19 protein-coding genes are annotated in these 18,801 nt (G+C 64.7%); 16 read left to right on the top strand and 3 right to left on the bottom strand.

Annotated elements, in window-relative coordinates:
- The first annotated feature begins 410 nt into the window (after positions 1–410).
- The 13 genes from GJ668_RS05565 to pyrC all read left to right on the top strand — a co-directional run bounded on the left by GJ668_RS05565 (position 411) and on the right by pyrC (position 12,930).
- The gene (locus GJ668_RS05565; protein WP_155449161.1) at positions 411–1,154 is read left to right on the top strand and encodes a PP2C family protein-serine/threonine phosphatase; all 744 of its coding nucleotides are present in this window, start codon (positions 411–413) and stop codon (positions 1,152–1,154) included.
- On the top strand, positions 1,151–1,804 hold the full coding sequence (locus GJ668_RS05570; RefSeq protein ID WP_155449162.1) for a YfaP family protein: 654 nt from the start codon (positions 1,151–1,153) through the stop codon (positions 1,802–1,804). Before GJ668_RS05565 ends, GJ668_RS05570 begins: the two co-directional genes overlap by 4 nt.
- Before the next feature lie 39 nt (positions 1,805–1,843).
- The gene (locus GJ668_RS05575) at positions 1,844–2,458 is read left to right on the top strand and encodes an FHA domain-containing protein (protein WP_155449163.1); all 615 of its coding nucleotides are present in this window, start codon (positions 1,844–1,846) and stop codon (positions 2,456–2,458) included.
- Positions 2,439–4,058: a VWA domain-containing protein gene (locus GJ668_RS05580; protein WP_155449164.1), complete on the top strand. Its 1,620-nt coding sequence runs from the start codon at positions 2,439–2,441 to the stop codon at positions 4,056–4,058. Before GJ668_RS05575 ends, GJ668_RS05580 begins: the two co-directional genes overlap by 20 nt.
- Positions 4,055–4,906 (top strand): PP2C family protein-serine/threonine phosphatase, encoded by an 852-nt coding sequence (locus GJ668_RS05585; RefSeq protein ID WP_155449165.1) that lies wholly within the window; start codon positions 4,055–4,057, stop codon positions 4,904–4,906. Before GJ668_RS05580 ends, GJ668_RS05585 begins: the two co-directional genes overlap by 4 nt.
- 6 nt (positions 4,907–4,912) lie before the next feature.
- A complete protein-coding gene (locus GJ668_RS05590) occupies positions 4,913–5,311 on the top strand; it encodes an FHA domain-containing protein (RefSeq protein WP_155449166.1) in 399 nt (132 codons plus the stop codon).
- Entirely contained in the window at positions 5,308–6,105 is a 798-nt protein-coding gene (locus tag GJ668_RS05595) for a MotA/TolQ/ExbB proton channel family protein (RefSeq protein ID WP_155449167.1), read from the top strand. The genes GJ668_RS05590 and GJ668_RS05595 overlap by 4 nt, the downstream gene beginning before the upstream one ends.
- A gap of 108 nt (positions 6,106–6,213) precedes the next feature.
- Positions 6,214–7,320, top strand: a complete 1,107-nt coding sequence (locus GJ668_RS05600) for a polyamine ABC transporter substrate-binding protein (protein WP_155449168.1) — start codon at positions 6,214–6,216, stop codon at positions 7,318–7,320.
- A gap of 17 nt (positions 7,321–7,337) precedes the next feature.
- Positions 7,338–8,474, top strand: a complete 1,137-nt coding sequence (locus GJ668_RS05605; protein WP_186342910.1) for a polyamine ABC transporter ATP-binding protein — start codon at positions 7,338–7,340, stop codon at positions 8,472–8,474.
- Positions 8,474–9,406 carry an ABC transporter permease subunit gene (locus GJ668_RS05610; RefSeq protein WP_155449169.1) on the top strand — a complete coding sequence of 311 codons (933 nt, stop codon included), beginning with the start codon at positions 8,474–8,476 and terminating at the stop codon, positions 9,404–9,406. The genes GJ668_RS05605 and GJ668_RS05610 overlap by 1 nt, the downstream gene beginning before the upstream one ends.
- On the top strand, positions 9,403–10,194 hold the full coding sequence (locus GJ668_RS05615; protein ID WP_155449170.1) for an ABC transporter permease subunit: 792 nt from the start codon (positions 9,403–9,405) through the stop codon (positions 10,192–10,194). The genes GJ668_RS05610 and GJ668_RS05615 overlap by 4 nt, the downstream gene beginning before the upstream one ends.
- An 84-nt stretch (positions 10,195–10,278) precedes the next feature.
- Positions 10,279–11,880 (top strand): phosphoenolpyruvate carboxykinase (ATP), encoded by a 1,602-nt coding sequence (pckA, locus tag GJ668_RS05620; protein WP_155449171.1) that lies wholly within the window; start codon positions 10,279–10,281, stop codon positions 11,878–11,880.
- A 3-nt stretch (positions 11,881–11,883) separates the two neighbouring features.
- On the top strand, positions 11,884–12,930 hold the full coding sequence (gene pyrC, locus GJ668_RS05625) for a dihydroorotase (protein WP_155449172.1): 1,047 nt from the start codon (positions 11,884–11,886) through the stop codon (positions 12,928–12,930).
- Positions 12,931–12,955: 25 nt separating this feature from the next.
- Here pyrC and GJ668_RS05630 read toward each other — a convergent pair whose 3' ends face one another.
- Complete coding sequence (locus GJ668_RS05630; protein WP_246194646.1) at positions 12,956–13,708, bottom strand: MlaA family lipoprotein; 753 nt, start codon at positions 13,706–13,708, stop codon at positions 12,956–12,958.
- A gap of 118 nt (positions 13,709–13,826) precedes the next feature.
- On the opposite strand from GJ668_RS05630, the gene rnt reads away from it, so the two are divergent.
- The gene (gene rnt, locus GJ668_RS05635; protein WP_155449258.1) at positions 13,827–14,507 is read left to right on the top strand and encodes a ribonuclease T; all 681 of its coding nucleotides are present in this window, start codon (positions 13,827–13,829) and stop codon (positions 14,505–14,507) included.
- 4 nt (positions 14,508–14,511) lie between these two features.
- Here the strand turns inward: rnt and grxD are convergent, their stop codons facing one another.
- Positions 14,512–14,841: a Grx4 family monothiol glutaredoxin gene (grxD, locus tag GJ668_RS05640; protein ID WP_155449259.1), complete on the bottom strand. Its 330-nt coding sequence runs from the start codon at positions 14,839–14,841 to the stop codon at positions 14,512–14,514.
- 96 nt (positions 14,842–14,937) lie between these two features.
- Positions 14,938–16,713: an N-acetylglutaminylglutamine amidotransferase gene (locus GJ668_RS05645; protein ID WP_155449173.1), complete on the bottom strand. Its 1,776-nt coding sequence runs from the start codon at positions 16,711–16,713 to the stop codon at positions 14,938–14,940.
- A gap of 160 nt (positions 16,714–16,873) precedes the next feature.
- On the opposite strand from GJ668_RS05645, the gene GJ668_RS05650 reads away from it, so the two are divergent.
- Positions 16,874–17,455 (top strand): superoxide dismutase, encoded by a 582-nt coding sequence (locus GJ668_RS05650; protein ID WP_155449174.1) that lies wholly within the window; start codon positions 16,874–16,876, stop codon positions 17,453–17,455.
- A gap of 149 nt (positions 17,456–17,604) precedes the next feature.
- Positions 17,605–18,783 (top strand): aspartate aminotransferase family protein, encoded by a 1,179-nt coding sequence (locus tag GJ668_RS05655; RefSeq protein WP_155449175.1) that lies wholly within the window; start codon positions 17,605–17,607, stop codon positions 18,781–18,783.
- The last annotated feature ends 18 nt before the right edge of the window (positions 18,784–18,801 follow it).

The following is an 18,801-nucleotide window of genomic DNA, read 5'->3' on the forward strand; positions in this document are numbered from 1 at the left end:
ACGCTCACCGTCGGCAGCGCGCAGCACGATCTGCGCCCGCTGCACCAGGCTGTGGGCGGTTTCACGGCTTCGCGCCAAACCTTCCAGGACGGTGCGTGGTTCAGGGGGTAGCTCAATCAACGGGGCAGGACGGGCCATGGGAAGCGACTCACAATCAGGCTGTGGGAGAATGATGAGCGATTATCCCGAAAATTCACAGTGCGCGGTACTAGGCGTTGCTCAGGATTACTCTCAAGCTGTGCAGTGGTATCGCAAAGCCGCCGGACAGGGCCATGCTAAGGCACAAGCCGCGCTTGATGAACTGTTGCGACGTTGAATGCGAAAAATATGGCTCGCTCTGCGGCTTTCACGCACCAGCATCGCATTTGATTCGGAAGGCAGAGTATTCTGCGCAACATCACCGGCTACCCATGACCCCATTCACCTTCCAAACCGCCACCCTCAGCCGCCCCGGCACCCGCGCCGACAATGAAGACGCCTGCGACTGGCGCGACGGCCTCTGGATAGTCGCTGACGGCCTGGGCGGACACGGCGGCGGCGAGGTCGCCTCCAGGCTCGCCGTCGATGCCCTGCTGACCGCCCTCCCACCCGACACGCCACTAACCCCCGAACCCCTGGAACACGCCGTCACCGCCGCCGCCGAATCACTCCGCGCCCGCCAAAGTAAAGACCCCTCCTTATCAGGAATGCGCACCACCCTGGTCGCCCTGATGAGCGACGGCGAACACGCCCTCTGGCTCCACTTGGGCGACAGCCGACTCTACGCCTTCCGCGACGGACGCCTCCTGATTCAGACCGCCGATCACAGCGTCCCCCAAGCCCTGGTCCGCGCCGGCGAACTCACCCCCGAAGCGATCCGCTTCCATGAAGACCGCAACCGCCTGCTGCGCACCCTCGGCGAAGAAAAACCCCCACGCCCAACCCTCGCCGACGCCCCGCTCACACTCCAGTCCGGCGACGCCTTTCTACTCTGCACCGACGGCTTCTGGGAGTCCGTGACCGAATCCGAAATGGAGATCGCCCTGGCCAAATCCCCCGACCCGACCCAATGGCTGGCCCGACTCGAACTGAACCTCGTCCGTCAGGTACGCCCCGATCAGGACAACTACACCGCCATCGCCGTCTTCATCGACACCGAGAATGCCCCCGCATGAGACGCCGCAGTCGCGAGATCAGCGTCTTCAACCTCTCCATGCTCGACGTCATCGCCGGCGCGATGGCCGCCTTCCTGATCCTCGTCGTCATCCTGCTGCCCTACTACGACAAGACCACCATCGACCACCAGGCCGAAATCCAAGCCCTGACCCAGGCACTCGCCGCCGCCGAAACCGCCCAGCGCGATGCCCAGACCCAAGCCGACCAAGCCCAACAGGAGGCCGCCCGCCAACAGGCCCGCGCCGAAGGACTGGCCCGCCAACTGGCGCGCACCTTCCTCGTACTCTATGTGCGCTGGGACACCCGCGACGACATCGACCTGCACGTCATCGACCCGAGCGGCGCCGAATTCTGGTGGAACGAACACAAACGCATCCCCGGACGTCCGGGCGAACTGAGCGAGGACGCCATCCTCGGCCCGGCCAACGAAGTCTGGGAGATCCGCGACGCCCCGCCCGGCGACTATCGAATCGAAGTCAACCTGTTCGACATCAAGGACGCGCGCAAACCGACCATCGTCCAAGGGCGCGTCTTCCATCGCGACGGCAGCGCACAGTTCAAAGAGATCCGACTCCACCGACTCAAGCAGCGCGAACGCATCGCCACCCTTCGCGTCGCCGAGTCCGGAGCGGTGACACTGCTCGACTGACCGCCAACCCCAATCCGCCCCAACGACAAGGAGTAAACGATGAGCATGGTGTCCTGCGGGAACGGCCATTTCTACAACGATGAGGAACATTCGAGCTGTCCCTTCTGCGGGGTTGGACTGGAGATCAACCCGACCCGCCCCCTGACCCCAGCCGATACCAACCGCGCCCGTCCAACCCCGGATGACGGCCACACCCGCGCCGCCAACACCCCACCCACGCCCGGAGTCGGACGCGACCCCGGCGTCACCCGCCACGTTTGGGCCAAACGCATGGGCGGCGTCGACCCGGTCGTCGGCTGGCTGGTCTGCATCGAAGGACCGGAGCGCGGACGCGACTACCGGCTGCACACCGAACGCAACTTCATCGGCCGCGACCCGAGCATGGACGTCGCCATCACCGGCGACCCGAGCATCAGCCGCGCCAATCACGCCGTCATCAGCTACAACCCCAAACGCCACACCTTCCGGCTCGCCCCCGGCGACAGTCGCGGACTGGCCTATCTCAACGACGAAGAAGTGATCGCCCCGGTCGAGCTGGCCCCCTATGACCGGGTCGAACTCGGCGAGACCACACTACTGTTCATCCCCTTCTGCGGCGAGCGTTTCGTCTGGCCGGTCGAGGAGAAGACCCAAGATGCCGCACCGAAATCCTGAATCCCGCTCCCGGTTCCGGCGGCTGTGGCTGGTGCTGTCGATCCTGTCGGCGACGGCGATCCAGGCCGCCTCACCCGCCGAACTGGTCATCACCCAGGCCGTCGCCACCGGCACCGAGATCACCGCCTATATCGCCGTGCGCGACGAATCCGGCGCGCCCCTGACCGAACTCGACCCCACACGATTACAAGCAACGATCGGCGCACATACAGCCACCGTCGACGAAGCCGCCCCCTTCGCCGCCACCGGCGAGGGCGTCCTGACCCTGCTGCTGGTCGATGTCTCACGCTCACTCGACGCCGCGCGCTTTGCCCGCCTCCGCCAGGCACTGCGCACCTGGATCGACGCACTCGGCGAGCACGATCAGGCCGCGCTCATCACCTTCGGCGCCCAGGTGCAAACGCGCGTGCCGCCGACCGCCGATCGCGCCGCCCTGAACGCTGCCATCGACCAACTGGCCCCGACCGACGACCGCACCGCCCTGCATCAGGCGCTGGCAACCGCCCTGACCCTGGGCCGACAGCGCGCCGAAGGACTGCCCCGACGCCGCGCCATCCTGATCCTGAGCGACGGACTCGACGACGCGCCCGGCGGCATGAGCGCCGACGAGGTGCTGGCACGGCTCGACGAGGGATCGGTGCCCATTCTGGCCATCGGTTTCGGCCAGACCCGCGACCGGGCGCAACGCGAAGCCGGTTTGGCCAATCTCGGCCGTCTGGCCCGACGCACCGGCGGTTTCCTCATCGACGCGACCGCCGGCAACGATCCGGGCGCGGCCTATGCCGCCATGCGCGAGCGCCTGCACGCTGTCACGCGCATCAGCCTGCAATGCGCCGACTGCATCGCGGACGGACGACGCCAGCGACTGCGGATCGGTCTGACCACTCCGGCGGGCCTGACGCTCGACGACGGCATGGATGTACGGCTCTATCCCGTGTCCGCACCCGAACCCGAGCCGACGACACCGCCGGCGGAAATATCCGAACCGGACACCGAAATCGTCCCGGACACGCCGCCCGAACCGCCCACAGCGCCGGTCGAGACGCCTGCCGATATTCCGCTCGACGGGTTGGCGCGCTGGTGGCCCTATGCAACCGCTGCCGGATTGACGCTGGCGCTCCTGCTGGTGCTGCTATGGCGTGCCCGCGCCAAATCGCGCGCCGCCCAGCGTCTCGACCCGACCTCCGCCGCCGAACCGTCACCCGAACCCCTGTCGGCACTCGTCCTCGACCCGCCCCCGATCCCCAAGTCCCCGGCGAAGCCCCAGCCCCCGAGCGGCCCCGCGATCCAGGTCGCCTTCATGAACGGCCCGCGCCGGGGCCAGTCGGTGCGATTGGTGCTATCCCCAGCCGCCCTGTTCGGACGCGCGCCCGGCGGTGCAGCCGGAACCAGCCTCGCCATCCCCGAAGACGATGAGGTCTCAGCCCGTCATGCGCGCGTAAGCCTGAGCGGCCGGACGCTGATCCTGGAGGATCTCGGCTCGACCAATGGTTCCTGGCTCAACGGTGTGCCGCTGTCCGCGCCGCATCCGGTGCGCGAAGGCGATGTCCTGCGCTTCGGTCAGACCGAACTGCGGCTCACTGGAGTCCAAGGGTTATGAGCGCGAACCTGAGCCTGCATCCGGGCAACGCCCAATGGATCGGCCAACGCGCCGAGCAGCAGGACGCCTTCGGCTTTCTCGGCTGCGAGGCGCGCGGCGGTCGCCAGACCGGGGATGTGCTGGTGGTTCTGGCTGATGGCATGGGCGGTCTGCAACGGGGCGGCGAAGCCAGCCGTATCGCCGTGCGGACCTTTCTCGACCATTTCACCCAGGCCGGTCCATCCACGACGACGCCACTCACCGCAACCCTGACCCAGGCGCTCGACGCCGCCAACCAAGCCGTCAACGCCCTGGCCCGCAACACCGACGGCGAAGGCGAAGTCGGCACCACCCTGATCGCCGCCGCCGTGCGCGAAGGACGACTGCACTGGATCGGCGTCGGCGACAGCCGTCTCTATCTCTACCGCGCCGCCGACGGCTCGCTGACAGCCTGCAACGACCCGCACAACCTGGAGCATCAACTCTGGCCGCGCGTCATCACCGGCGAACTGACCCCGGACGCCATCGCCGCGCATCCCGACCGCGATGCCCTGACGAGCTTTCTCAGCCTGTCCGAGATCCCCGAGATCGACACCAGCCTGCGCCCGCTGCCGCTGGAGCCGGGCGACCGGCTGCTGCTCTGTAGCGATGGGGTCGATGGCGTGCTGTCGCCCGAAGAACTCAGAGCCGTCCTGCCCGGCGACCCGCAGCAAGCCGCCGAAAACCTGATCGCTCGTCTGCGTGAGTGTGCGCTCGACCATCAGGACAACGCCACGGTCGCCATCCTGGCCTGCGAACCGGCACCGGACGCGACCGACTCGCCCAAGCGCCAATCCTGGCTCCGGCGCCTGATCGGACGCAGGAGATAACGCCGAATGGATCGACCGGACCACAAAATCACCATCGGACGCGACGCCGCCCGCGACATCCCGCTCGGCGACGATTCGGTCAGCGCCCATCATGCCGAATTGAGCGTTCTGGAAGACGGACGCCTGCTGCTGACCGACTGCCGAAGCACCAACGGCACTTTCGTCATCGAAGCGGACGGAAGCGCACGCCGCATTCATCAAGCCGTGGTCGCGCCTGCCGATCGCGTCCGCTTCGGCGCCGTGACCCTGGCGGTCTCGGCGCTGCTGGAGGCCCGAGGTCTGGGAGCCGCGCCCCGAACCCCGCAAAAACCGCCCGCACCGCCGCTGTCGGGCCGACGGCTCGTGCGCTGTCAGTGCGGCTGTATCAAACACGAGGGCGCCCGCTGTCAGGAGTGCGGCCAATGAGCGGTCTACACGAAACCCTTTGGGAACGCCCGTCACGCGCGCTGATCCTCCCGCTGTCGGTCCTGCTCGGCGCACTCTTCATTGCTCTGCTCAGTCTGACGCTGCCCGCCGGAAGCACCGCCGCCGCGCTACTGCTCGACCATCAGGCCGCACCGCCGCCAGGCTATCCCTTCGTCTATCCGTTCACGGTACAGAATCTCACCCATCTGATCCTGTTCCTGGGACTCGGCGAAATCTTCTGCCGCTGGCGCAGTGCCGCGCGCGAACACGCCATCATCGACGAAGGACTGCTGCCGCACGCCTATGAAGTCGTGCTCCAGTCCCACGACCTGCCGCCAATCCGCGCCCGCGTCGCCGCACGTCACGACGGCGAACACGGCTTTCTGCCCGGACTCATCGACCTCTGCATCCTGCAATTCCAGGCGAGCCGCTCGGTCGATCAGACCGTGAGCGTACTCAACAGCAGCCTGGAACTGCTCGCCCATCGCGTCGACCTGCACTACGCCCTGTTGCGCTATCTGGTATGGGTGATTCCGACCGTCGGCTTCATCGGCACCGTGATCGGCATCGCGCTGGCCATGTCGCTGATCGACCCCAGCGCCGCCAGCCAGCCGCTCGGCGAGATCGCCCGCGCGCTCGGCGTGAGCTTCTACACCACCCTGGTGGCACTCGCCGAGAGCGCCGTCCTGGTGCTGCTGCTCCATCTGGTCCAGGCGCAGGAGGAACTGGCGGTCAACCGGGCCGGGCACTACACGCTGGTCAATCTCATCAATCGGCTGTATGCCGGGCCTTGAATTCTCTATACCGCTCGCTAGCTCCATGCGTTAGCATTATTGGTTGTTCCGGCGCCCTGCTAGGGGCGTCACCATGATCGAACACTGCTCGCCCAGAGGAGTCCGTCATTGGCCGGTCAAATCAAGAAGACCCCGCGTCTACTGCTGTCACTGTTCCTGCTGGCCCTCGGTACCATCGCCCAGGCCGAGGATCGGGTCCACATCTATAACTGGAACGACTACTTCGCCGAAGACACCCTGTCCGGTTTCCAGGAACGCACCGGCATCCGCCCCGTGCTCGACCTCTACGACTCCAACGAGGTGCTGGAGGCCAAGCTGCTGGCCGGCGCGAGCGGCTATGATCTGGTCTTCCCGACCGCGCATCCCTTTGCAGCACGACACATCAAGGCCGGAATCTACCAGCCGCTCGACAGGTCCAAGCTCCCCGGTCTGGACCAGCTCGATCCGGCCATCATGGCCAGTCTGGCCAGAGTCGATCCGGGCAACGCCCATCTGGTGCCCTATCTGTGGGGCACCACCGGACTCGGCGTCAATCCTGACAAGGTCCGCGCCGCGCTCGGCGAGGACGCGCCGCTCGATACCTGGGCGCTGATCTTCGATCCTGAACAGGCGTCGAAGCTCGCCGGCTGCGGCATCAGCCTGCTCGACGACCCCACCGAGGTGTTCGCCGCCGCGCTGGCCTATCTGGGCAAGGATCCCAACAGCCAGGCTCCCGAGGATCTGGAGGCCGCGGCCGAGCTGATCAAGGCCGCGCGTCCGCATATTCGCTATTTCCATTCGTCACAATACATCAGCGATCTGGCCAATGGCGCCACCTGCGTGGCCCACGGCTACTCGGGCGACGTGCTCCAGGCGCGCGAGCGGGCCAAAGAAGCCGACAAGGGCGTGGCGGTCGTCTATCGTATCCCGCGCGAGGGCGCGGTGCTCTGGACCGATGTCATGGCCATCCCCAAGGACGCACCCAATCCAGAGTCCGCCCAGGCCCTGATCGCCTATCTGCTCGACCCGAGCGTGATCGCCGACGTTTCGGACTACGTCTATTACGCCAACCCCAATCAGGCGGCCACGCCCCTGATCGAGGCCGAGTTGCGCGATGACCCCGGCATCTATCCGCCGTCCGAGGTCCGCGCGCGGCTATTCACGCCCGATGAGCGCAGTGAGCGTGAGATGCGCCACCTCAATCGGTTGTGGACACGCTTGAAGTCCAACCGCTGAACGAATCGCGTCGCCTCGTGCCCAGTCCCTCCGATCGCCGTCCGCTGGAACCCTGGCAGGATCCCAAGGCCGCGCCCTATGTGCGCATCGAGCGCGTCACCAAGCAGTTCGGTGACGTCTATGCGGTCGATGATGTCAGCCTGAACATCTTTCAGGGCGAGTTCTTCTCGCTCCTGGGCAGTTCAGGCTGCGGCAAGTCGACCCTGCTGCGCCTGCTGGCCGGTCTGGAGTATCCGACCAGCGGGCGTATCTATATCGACGGCGTGGATGTCACGGACGTGCCGCCCTACTCGCGGCCGGTGAACATGATGTTCCAGTCCTACGCGCTCTTTCCGCACATGACGGTGGAGCAGAACATCGAGTTCGGACTCAAGCAGGACCGGCTGCCGCGCCGCGAGCGCGCCGAGCGTGTCGGCGAGATGCTCGATCTGCTCCGGATCACGGAGCTACGCAAACGCCGGCCCGATCAGCTCTCGGGCGGTCAGCGCCAGCGCGTGGCGCTCGCCCGCAGTCTCGCCAAGCACCCCAAGCTATTGCTGCTCGACGAACCGCTCGGCGCGCTCGACAAGCGTCTGCGCGAGAACACCCAGTTCGAGCTGGTCAACCTCCAGGAGCGGCTCGGCATCACCTTCGTCACCGTCACCCACGATCAGGAAGAGGCCATGACCATGTCGAGCCGCATCGCGGTCATGGATGCCGGCCAGATCATGCAGGTCGACACCCCGACGGCCATCTACGAGTTCCCCAACGGCCGCTTCGTCGCCGAGTTCATCGGCTCGGTGAATCTGTTCGAAGGCAAGATCGTCGAGATCCAGGGTGACGATGTCCTGATCGAGGCCCAGTTCGGTGGTCTGATGCAGATGCGCAGTCTCCAACCGCATCCGATCGGCACGCCGGTGGTGGTGGCGATCCGGCCCGAGAAGCTGCGTCTGTGCCAAACCCCGAGCGATGACGGCGTCAACCGGCTCCAGGGCGTGGTCGAGGACATCGCCTATCTCGGTGACGTGTCGATCTATCGGATCCGCACCGGCGGCGGCACCCTGGTCGAGATGACATTGACCAACATCCAGCCGCGCACCGAGCAGGCGCTGACCTGGGAGCAGGAGGTCTGGGTCGAGTGGTCGCCGACCAGCGGCGTGGTGCTGACCGAGTGATGACCCGGCTCTCGAAGCGGTCGAAGCGGCTCCGGCCGAGCGGTGAGCACCGTCTGAGCCGGCTGATCAACATCGGCCTGCCCTATCTGTGGCTGGGGCTGTTCTTTCTCCTGCCCTTCGCCATCGTGCTGCGCATCAGTCTGGCCGAGCCACTGCTGGCCCAGCCGCCCTACACCGCGCTCTGGGAATGGGCCGAACAGGGCATCCTGCAAATCCGCCTCAACCTGGGCAACTTCCAGTTGATTCGCGAGGACGACATCTATCTGGCGGCCCTGCTCAACTCGCTCTGGGTCGCACTGGTCGGCACGCTCGGCTGTCTGCTGCTCGGCTATCCCATGGCCTATGCCATCGCCACCGCGCCTGAACGGCGGCGTATTCTGCTGCTGATGCTCATCATCCTGCCGTTCTGGACCTCGTTTCTGATCCGGGTCTATGCCTGGATCGGCATCCTGAACGCCAATGGGCTGCTCAACAACTTTCTGCTCTGGCTCGGGGTCATCGACACGCCGCTGAAGATCCTGCACACCCAGACGGCCGTCTATATCGGCGTGATCTATTCCTATCTGCCGTTCATGATCCTGCCGCTCTATGCCAACCTGACCCGGCTCGATCCGACGCTCCTGGAGGCGGCTGCGGATCTGGGCTGCCGACCCTGGCGCGCCTTCACGCGCGTGACCCTGCCGCTGTCGCTGCCGGGCATCGTCGCCGGCAGCATGCTGGTGTTCATCCCGGTGGTCGGCGAGTTCGTGATCCCCGATCTGCTCGGCAGTCCGGGCAGCCTGATGATCGGCAAACTGATGTGGACCGAATTCTTCGCCAACAAGGACTGGCCGCTGGCCTCGGCGCTGGCGATCGTGCTGCTCGCGGTGCTGGTGGTGCCCTTCGTGCTCATGCAGCGGCTGCAACAGGACGACGAGGACGGACGGACATGAGACGACGTTCCTGGCCGCTGCTGAGCGTGCTGGCCTTCGGCTATGCCTTTCTCTATGTGCCGATTCTGCTGCTCATCCTCTATTCGTTCAACGAATCGCGGCTGGTGACCGTGTGGTCGGGCTTTTCGTTCAAGTGGTACGGCGAGCTGCTGCACAACCGGCAGTTGCTCGATGCCGCCTGGCTGAGTGTGCGCATCGCCGCGCTCAATGCCACCATCGCCGTGGTGCTGGGCACGCTGGCTGCCAATGCCCTGGTGCGTCACGGACGTTTTCGCGGACGCACCGGGCTGGAACTGCTGCTGACCGCGCCGCTGGTGATGCCGGACGTCATCATCGGTCTGTCGATGCTGCTGCTGTTCGTGGCGCTGCAACAGACCATCGGCTGGCCGGACGGACGTGGCTTCAGCACCATCACCATCGCCCACATCACGTTCAGCATGGCCTATGTCGCGGTGGTGGTGCGCTCGCGTCTGGCGCGCATGGACAGCTCGCTGGAAGAGGCCGCGATGGACCTGGGCGCGCGTCCGCTGACGGTCTATCTGCGCATCACATTGCCGCTGATCGCCCCGGCGCTGCTCTCCGGGTGGCTCCTGGCCTTCACGCTCTCGCTGGATGATCTGGTCATCGCCAGCTTCGTCTCCGGCCCCGGCGCGACCACGCTGCCGATGGTGATCTATTCGAGCGTGCGCATGGGCGTCTCGCCCCAGATCAATGCACTGGCGAGCCTGGTGGTCGCCCTGGTCGCGCTGGCGGTGGTGATTGCCGGGGTCTCGCTGCGGCGACGTTGAGACACCTCGCGCGACCGCTTGAATATGCTAGGCTTTGACATGATCGTTCGAACATCCGAAGCCGGCATCCCGAAGGAGCCTCCCATGCGCGTCTCTGGTCGACCCACCGAGCATTCGCTCGACAATCACGGCCTCTACAATCTCGACACCATCCACTGGAACCTGCCGACCCCGGCGCTCTACGAGCAGGCCATCCGGGCGCACGAGGGAGTCCTCTCGCACATGGGACCGCTGGTGGTGCGTACCGGTCATCACACCGGACGCTCGGCCAACGACAAGTTCGTCGTCGATGAGCCGAGCAGCCGCGAGCATATCTGGTGGGGCGAGATCAACCAGCCGATCGATGAGGCGCATTTTGAGCTGCTCCATCATCGTCTGGCCTCCTATCTGCAGATGAAGGAGATCTATGTCCAGGACTGCTATGTCGGCGCCGATCCAGACTATCGGATGCCGGTGCGCATCATTTCCGAGTACGCCTGGCACAGTCTCTTTGCGCGTAATCTGTTCATCCAGCCGAGTCCGGACGAGCTCGACACCCTGGTGCCGGAGTTCACTGTCATCGCCGTGCCGCGTTTCCACGCCATCCCGTCGCTCGACAAGACGCGCACCGAGACCTTCATCCTGGTCAACTTCGCCAAGAAGCTGGTGCTGATCGGCGGCAGCAGCTATGCCGGCGAGATCAAAAAATCGCTGTTCACGGTGATGAACTATCTGATGCCCTTCCGCGACGTGCTGCCGATGCACTGCTCGGCCAACATCGGGCCGAACGGGCGCGCCGCGCTCTTCTTCGGCCTGAGCGGCACCGGCAAGACCACGCTCTCGGCCGATGCCGCGCGCACCCTGATCGGCGACGACGAACATGGCTGGAGTCCGAACGGTGTCTTCAACTTCGAAGGCGGCTGCTATGCCAAGATGATCCGGCTCTCACCGAGCGCCGAGCCGGAAATCTACGCGACCACCCAGCGCTTTGGCACTGTGCTGGAGAACGTGACCGTGCGCGCCGAGGACCGGAGGCTGGATCTCGACGATGAGTCGCTGACCGAGAACACGCGCGGGGCCTATCACATCAGCGCCATCCCCAATGCCAGTGAGACCGGCGTCGGCGGACATCCCAGCGTGGTGCTGTTTCTGACCTGCGACGCCTTCGGCGTGCTGCCGCCGGTCTCGCGCCTGACGCCCGAGCAGGCCATGTATCACTTCATCTCAGGCTACACGGCACGGGTCGCAGGCACCGAGAAGGGTGTCACTGAACCCTCGCCGGTGTTCAGCGCCTGCTATGGCGCGCCCTTCATGCCCCTGCATCCGCAGCGGTATGCCGCCCTGCTCGGCCAGCGACTCGCCGAGCACGGCACCCAGGTGTGGCTGATCAATACCGGCTGGAGTGGCGGTCCGTATGGGGTCGGCGAGCGGATCAAGATTCCGCACACCCGCGCCATGGTCAACGCCGTGCTCGACGGTCGGCTCGATGGCGTGCCGACCCGGGTCGATCCGATCTTCGGTCTCCAGATCCCTGAATCCTGCCCGGACGTTCCGAGCAAAATCCTGGATCCGCGCAGCACCTGGTCGAATGGTGCCGACTACGATGCCCAGGCGCGCAAGCTCGCCGGTATGTTCGCGTCGAACTTCGCCAAGTTCGCCGATCAGGTCGACCCGCGCATCGCCGCTGCCGGACCCCAGGTCGCCTGAGTCATGGCACAGTACGCCTCGATCGAGATCATCCGCCCGGATGACTGGCATCTGCATCTGCGCGATGGTGCGGCTATGGCCGATGTGGTGGGTTTGAGCGCGCGTCAGTTCGCGCGTGCCATCGTCATGCCGAATCTCAAGCCGCCGGTAGTGACGACCGAGCAGGCGCTCGCCTATCGTGAGCGCATTCTCGCCGCCCTCCCCGCCAGCCGCGATTTCGAGCCGCTGATGACGCTCTATCTCACCGACCGCACCACGCCGGAGGAGATCACGCGCGCTAAGGACAGTGGTCTGGTGGCGGCCTGCAAGCTCTATCCGGCCGGCGCGACCACCAACTCCGAGAGCGGCGTGACCGACATCCCCCGGCTCAAGCCGGTGCTGGAGGCCATGCGTGAGGCCGGGATGCCGCTGCTGGTGCATGGCGAGGTGACGGACGAGGCGATTGATATCTTCGATCGCGAGCCGGTTTTTATCGAGCGGGTGCTACGCCCGCTCATCGACCAGGTTCCAGGGCTCAGAATCGTGCTGGAGCATGTGACGACCGCCGAGGCGGTGAGCTTCGTGCGTTCCGGCCCCGAGACCCTGGCTGCGACCATCACGCCGCATCATCTGCTCTACAACCGCAATGCTATCCTGGTCGGCGGGATTCGGCCGCACTTCTATTGTCTGCCGGTGCTCAAGCGCGAGCGCCATCGGCTGGCGCTAGTCGAGGCCGCAACCAGCGGCCATCCGCGCTTTTTCCTAGGGACCGACAGCGCACCCCATGCGGTCGGCAGCAAGGAAGGCCGTTGTGGCTGCGCGGGTCTCTTCAGTGCCCATGCCGCGCTGGAACTCTATGCCGAGGTCTTCGATCAGGCCGGTGCGCTGGAGCGGCTGGAAGGCTTCGCCAGTCTGCATGGCCCGGATTTCTACGGCCTGCCCCGGAATCAGGCGCGGATCAGGCTGATCCGCGAGCCCTGGACCGTGCCTGAGAGCTATGCCTTCGGCGACAGTCAGGTGGTTCCGATGCGCGCGGCCGAAACCATCGGCTGGCGCATCGAGCGCCGTTGAACGCTGGAGTTGCGAACGACGCGGCTCAGAATTCGACCTCGTCCCAGAAATCGGGTTGTGATTCATCGGTCGGCGGATGGCCGTCGTAGGCCAGATTCTGACGGCGCTGGAGATAGGCATCGCGCACGAAGCTGTAGGGATCGATTGACGCGTCCTCGATGATCTGGGTCGTGGTGAGAAGATCGGCGCGCTGGTCGATCACCTGCGCCCCGAGCAGCACCCAGCGCACCTCATGCTCCCTGAGACTGATCAGCGGATCGGTAACGATGTCACCCCCCATGCCGAGGGCATCGCGCATGCTGCTCGGCCCCAGAAGCGGCATGACCAGATAGGCGCCCTGCTCCAGACCCCAATAACCAAGCGTCTGACCGAAGTCCTCCTTGTAGCTCGGCAGACCGACATTGGTGGCCACGTCGATGAAGCCCAGCACACCGACGGTCGAGTTGATGAAGAGTCGCCCGACATCGCTGCCGGCGCGCGACATCTTGAACTGCAAGACGTTGTTCACCGCCGAGGTCACGTCGGCGATGTTGTCGAAGAAGTTGGTGATACCGCGATCGACCGACTCGGGTGTCACCTTTTGATAGCCTTTGGCGATCGGCTGCACGAACGCCTTGTCAAAATCCATGTTGAAGCGGAAGACGGCCCGGTTATAGGGCTCCAATGGATCGCGCGGATCGACCTCACGATCAGGTTTGGAAGCACATCCGAGCAAGAGCGCCGGCACCACCAGGCAACTCAACGCGCGTAACCCACAGCACCCCATGTCCATAGCCATTATGCTCGGCGACCTCATCAATGAATTGACCAAATCCTACCACAGCGCGAACCTGCATCGGAGAGACGAAGCAGTCAAGGGCATTGGCATTTAGGCTGGACATACTTATGCTGTGGCGATGAGAGAACAGGACACCATCCCTTCCGGCATCGCACGGCGCTTTCGCGGCTTTCTACCCGTCGTGGTGGACGTCGAGACCGCCGGCTTCGATGCCCAGCGTCACGCCTTGCTGGAGATCGCGGCCGTCATCATCCGCCAGCGCCCAGACGGTTTGCTGGAGCCGGCCTCAACGCTGGCCTGCCATGTGCTGCCCTTCGTCGATTCGGAGCTTGACCCGCGCGCCCTGGCCTTCAATGGCATCGACCCACACCACCCCTTCCGCGACGCCGTCTCGGAGCAGGACGCGCTCGAACGCATCCTCACGCCGATCCGCAAGGCGGTGAAATCGACCGGCTGCAATCGCGCCATCCTGGTCGGGCACAATGCGCACTTCGATCTGGGATTCATCAAGGCCGCCGTCGAGCGTACCGGCTACAAGCGCAATCCGTTCCATGCTTTCAGCGTCTTCGATACTGTGACGCTCGGTGGCTTGATGTTCGGCCAGACCGTGCTCGCCAAGGCATCCAAGGCGGCTGGGCTGCGCTGGCTGCACAGTGAGGCGCATTCGGCCGTTTATGACGCCGAGCAGACCGCGCGCCTGTTCTGCGCGGTCGTCAATCGCTGGCGTGAACTCGACCCAGAGCGTTACTGGGAGCGTAATTCCGAGGTGCTGGCCGGGGTCACCAAGGACTCGGATTGATCGCTCAGTCGGCTCCGGATTTGGCGACGGCCTGCTCCATCAAGGTCTTCAGCTCGCCGCTGGCATGCAGTTCGAGCGTGATGTCGCAGCCGCCCACCAGTTCACCGTCGATGTAGATCTGCGGGAAGGTTGGCCAGTCGGCAAAGCGCGGCAGGTGTTCGAAGATTTCGGGGTCTTGCAGGACGTTGACATAGGCAAAGGGCAATTCGCACTGCTGCAAGGCTTGCGCCGCGCGCATGGAGAAACCGCACTGCGGAAATTGCGGCGTGCCCTTCATGTAGATCACGACCGGGTTGTTCTTGACCTGCTCGCCGATACGTTCCAAGACATCCATCACGGGATTCCTCATAGTCTGTAAATGATGCTCCACGCTCAGAATCGGGCCGGGCAGGCGCATTTTCAAACTTCCTTTGAGGCGTGATGCAACCATTCAATCGACATGACGCTGGAGCCAGAGTTCAAGCAACGCCAGATGCCAGAGCTTGTTGCCCTGGATGCGGGTGTGGTGCATGTCGGGCGCGGCCAGGAGCTGATCGAGATAGTCCTGGCGATACAGACCGCGCTCGCGGCTGGCGCGCGAGGTCAGGACATCGCGCATCATGTCGAGGAAGGGACCGCGCACATATTTGAGCGCCGGCATGGGGAAATAGCCCTTGGGTCGGTCGATCACGGCCTCCGGCAGCAGACCACGGGCAAGCGCCTTGAGCGGATACTTGCCGCCTTCGCGCAGCTTGAGTTCGGGCGGACAGCGCGCGGCCAGTTCGACGAGCTGGTGATCGAGGAAGGGCACGCGCGCCTCCAAACCCCAGGCCATGGTCATGTTGTCGACACGCTTGACGGGATCGTCGACGATGAGCGTGGTCACATCCAGCCGCAGCACGGCATCCATGAAGGTGTCGGCGTCCGGCTCGGCCAGACGCTCGGCGATCAGCACTGAAGTATGGTCCTCGCCGGCATGGGCCGCGCTGATCATCCGTAAATATTCGTCGTGATCGCGGTCGAAATAGTGTTTGGCGAAGCGTTCCAGCGGCGAGCCGACGGTCTCGGCGGCCATGCGCGGATACCAGAAATAGCCGCCGAACACCTCATCGGCGCCCTGCCCCGACTGGACGACCTTGATCTCGCGCGAGACCTGCTCGGCGAGTAGATAGAAGGCCACCGCATCCTGACCGAACATCGGCTCGGCCATGGCGTCGATCGCCTCAGGCAGTCGGGTCAGCACCTGGTCGTTGGGCACCAGGAATTTATGGTGGCGCGTGCCATAGTGCTCGACGACCAGATCCGAGTATTCGAACTCGCTGCCGGCCTCCTCGGGCGTGTCCTCGAAACCGACCGAGAAGGTGCGCAGATCCGCGACTCCGGCCTCGGCGAGCAGGGCGACCAGCAGACTGGAGTCCAGCCCGCCCGAGAGCAGCACCCCAACCGGCACGTCGGCGACCTCGCTACGGATCTTGACCGCGTGACGCAGGGCGGCGTGGATGGCCTCCAGCCATTCATTTTCGGATAACGGCGACGTGGGACGCTGAGCCGTGAGACGCCAATAGGCCTGCTCGGTCTGGCGGCCATCGGCTTCGATCAGTCGCCAGTGTCCGGGCGCCAGCTTGCGTATGCCCTGGAGGATGGTGCGTGGCGCCGGAACCACGGCATGGAGCGTAAAGAGATTGTGCAGCGCGACTGGATCGATCCGCGCATCAACGCCACCGGCGGCCAGCAGCGCTTGCGGATTGGAGGCGAAGCGCAGAATGCGCCCCTGCTCCGACCAGTAGAGCGGTTTGATGCCGAAGCGGTCGCGCGCCAGGAACAGCGAGCGCCGGTTGGCGTCCCAGATCGCAAAGGCGAACATGCCGTGCAGTCGCTCGACGCATTCGGTCCCCCAGGCATGCCAGGCCTTGAGGATGACCTCGCTGTCACCTTCAGAGAAGAAGCGATAGCCCTTGGACTCCAGCTCGCGCCGCAGCGCACGGTAGTTGTAGATGGTGCCGTTGAAGACCAGCGCCAGCCCCAACTCAGCATCGACCAGCGGCTGATTGGAGCGCGCAGACAGATCGATGATGGCCAGCCGCCGATGCCCGAAGGCCAGTGCCCCGTCGCTGTAACGGCCACCATGATCCGGGCCGCGCCGCGTCAGTTCGGCCATCATGCGCTCGATCGCGTCCAGATTGGCCGGCGCGCCATCGAGCCGAAGCTCGCCACAGATACCGCACATTTAAGGTCTTCTCCTGCAAAGCGATCAGATGTCTATCGCCAAGAGGATAGCGTAATCGCTAGCGGGCGATGGTTGCAAAAACGGTAAGCCGACCGCATGGTGACGATGCATTCGAAAATTATCCTGGATCCCACGCTGAAACGCAGGAGACTTCACAGCCATGACGCACGAACTACCCGCCCTCCCCTATGAGAAGAATGCCCTGGAGCCGGTGATCTCGGCCGAGACCATCGACTACCACTACGGCAAGCATCATCAGACCTATGTCACCAATCTCAACAACCTGATCAAGGACACCGAGTTCGCCGACATGAGTCTGGAGGACATCATCCTGAAGTCCTCCGGTGGTCTCTTCAACAACGCCGCGCAGGTCTGGAACCATACCTTCTACTGGAACTGTCTCAGCCCCAATGGCGGCGGCGCCCCGAGCGGCGCGCTGGCAGCGGCGATCGATGCCAAGTTCGGCTCGTTCGACGCGTTCAAGACGCAGTTCGCGCAATCGGCCGCCACCAACTTCGGTTCGGGCTGGACCTGGCTGGTCAAGAATGCCGACGGCTCGATCGAGATCTTCAACACCTCCAACGCCGGCACGCCCATGACCTCGGGCAAGACCGCGCTCCTGACCGTCGACGTTTGGGAACACGCCTACTACATCGACTACCGCAACGCCCGTCCCAAGTACCTCGAAAGCCTCTGGGACAAGGTCAACTGGGACTTCGTCAGTGCCAATTATGCGGGCTAAATCAAGCGAATCCGCGCATCCATCCTTGTCAAGGGTGTAAATATCGCGTTATATTCGCTCACTTCGCCTTATACACAGAGGCGGTTTCCCGTGCGGGGTAACCGCCTTTTTTATTTTCATCCTGAACGCTTGATCGGGGTCTTTGCGCCATGAGCGAACCCTTGATGGCCACCTATAATCGCCTGCCCGTGACCTTTGAACGGGGTGAAGGCGTCTGGCTCTGGGACAACAACGGCACGCGCTATCTGGATGCGCTCTCCGGGATCGCTGTCTGCGGACTCGGCCATGCGCATCCGGCTGTGCGCGATGCACTGTGCGAGCAGGCCGGTCGGCTGGTCCATACCTCTAACCTCTACGGCATCGTCGAGCAGGAACGCCTGGGCGCGCTTCTGACCGAGCAGGCCGGGATGGATCGCGTCTTCTTCGCCAACTCGGGCGCGGAAGCCAATGAGGCGGCAATCAAGCTGGCGCGGCTCCATGCCCATCGGCGCGGCATCGAGAACCCGGCGATCCTGGTCGCCGAGAACAGCTTCCACGGCCGCACCCTGGCCACGCTCTCGGCCACCGGCAACCGCAAGGTTCAGGCCGGTTTCGAGCCGCTGGTGCAGGGCTTCGTGCGCGTGCCCTATGACGACCTGGACGCGATCGAGACCGCCGCCGTCAACCGGCCCAACATCGTCGCCATCCTGATCGAGCCGATCCAGGGCGAAGGCGGTATCCGCGTCCCAAGCGCGGACTATCTAGCCCGCCTGCGGGAGATCTGTGATCGCTCAGACTGGCTGCTGATGCTCGACGAGATCCAGACCGGCATCGGCCGCACCGGGCGCCTGTTCGCCTTCGAGCACGCGGGCATCCAGCCCGACGTGGTCACGCTCGCCAAGGGGCTGGGCAATGGCGTGCCGATCGGCGCCTGTCTGGCACGCGGCGCGGCGGCTGAGGTGTTCTCGCCCGGCTCGCACGGTTCGACCTTCGGCGGCAATCCGCTCGCCTGTCGTGCCGGCCGCGCGGTGCTGGAGACGCTCATCGCCGACGGCCTGATCGAGAACGCCGAAACTCAGGGCGCCTATCTGCAGGAGTCACTGCGCACGGCGCTGAGCGAGACCCGTGGCGTGGTCGAGATCCGTGGCTGTGGCCTCATGGTCGGCATCGAACTCGACCGTCCCTGTGGCGAACTCGTCGGCCAGGCGCTCGAAGCCGGACTCCTGATCAATGTCACCGCCGAGCGGGTGATCCGGCTGCTGCCGCCGCTGATCATCGATCGCGATCAGGTCGACGCACTGGTCGGCACGCTCACCGGACTCATCCAAGGCTTTTTGGGCGACGCCTGAAGACGACCCCGCGAGAGA

Source organism: Allochromatium palmeri (assembly GCF_009720725.1).
GTDB classification, from domain to species: Bacteria; Pseudomonadota; Gammaproteobacteria; order Chromatiales; family Chromatiaceae; genus Thermochromatium; species Thermochromatium palmeri.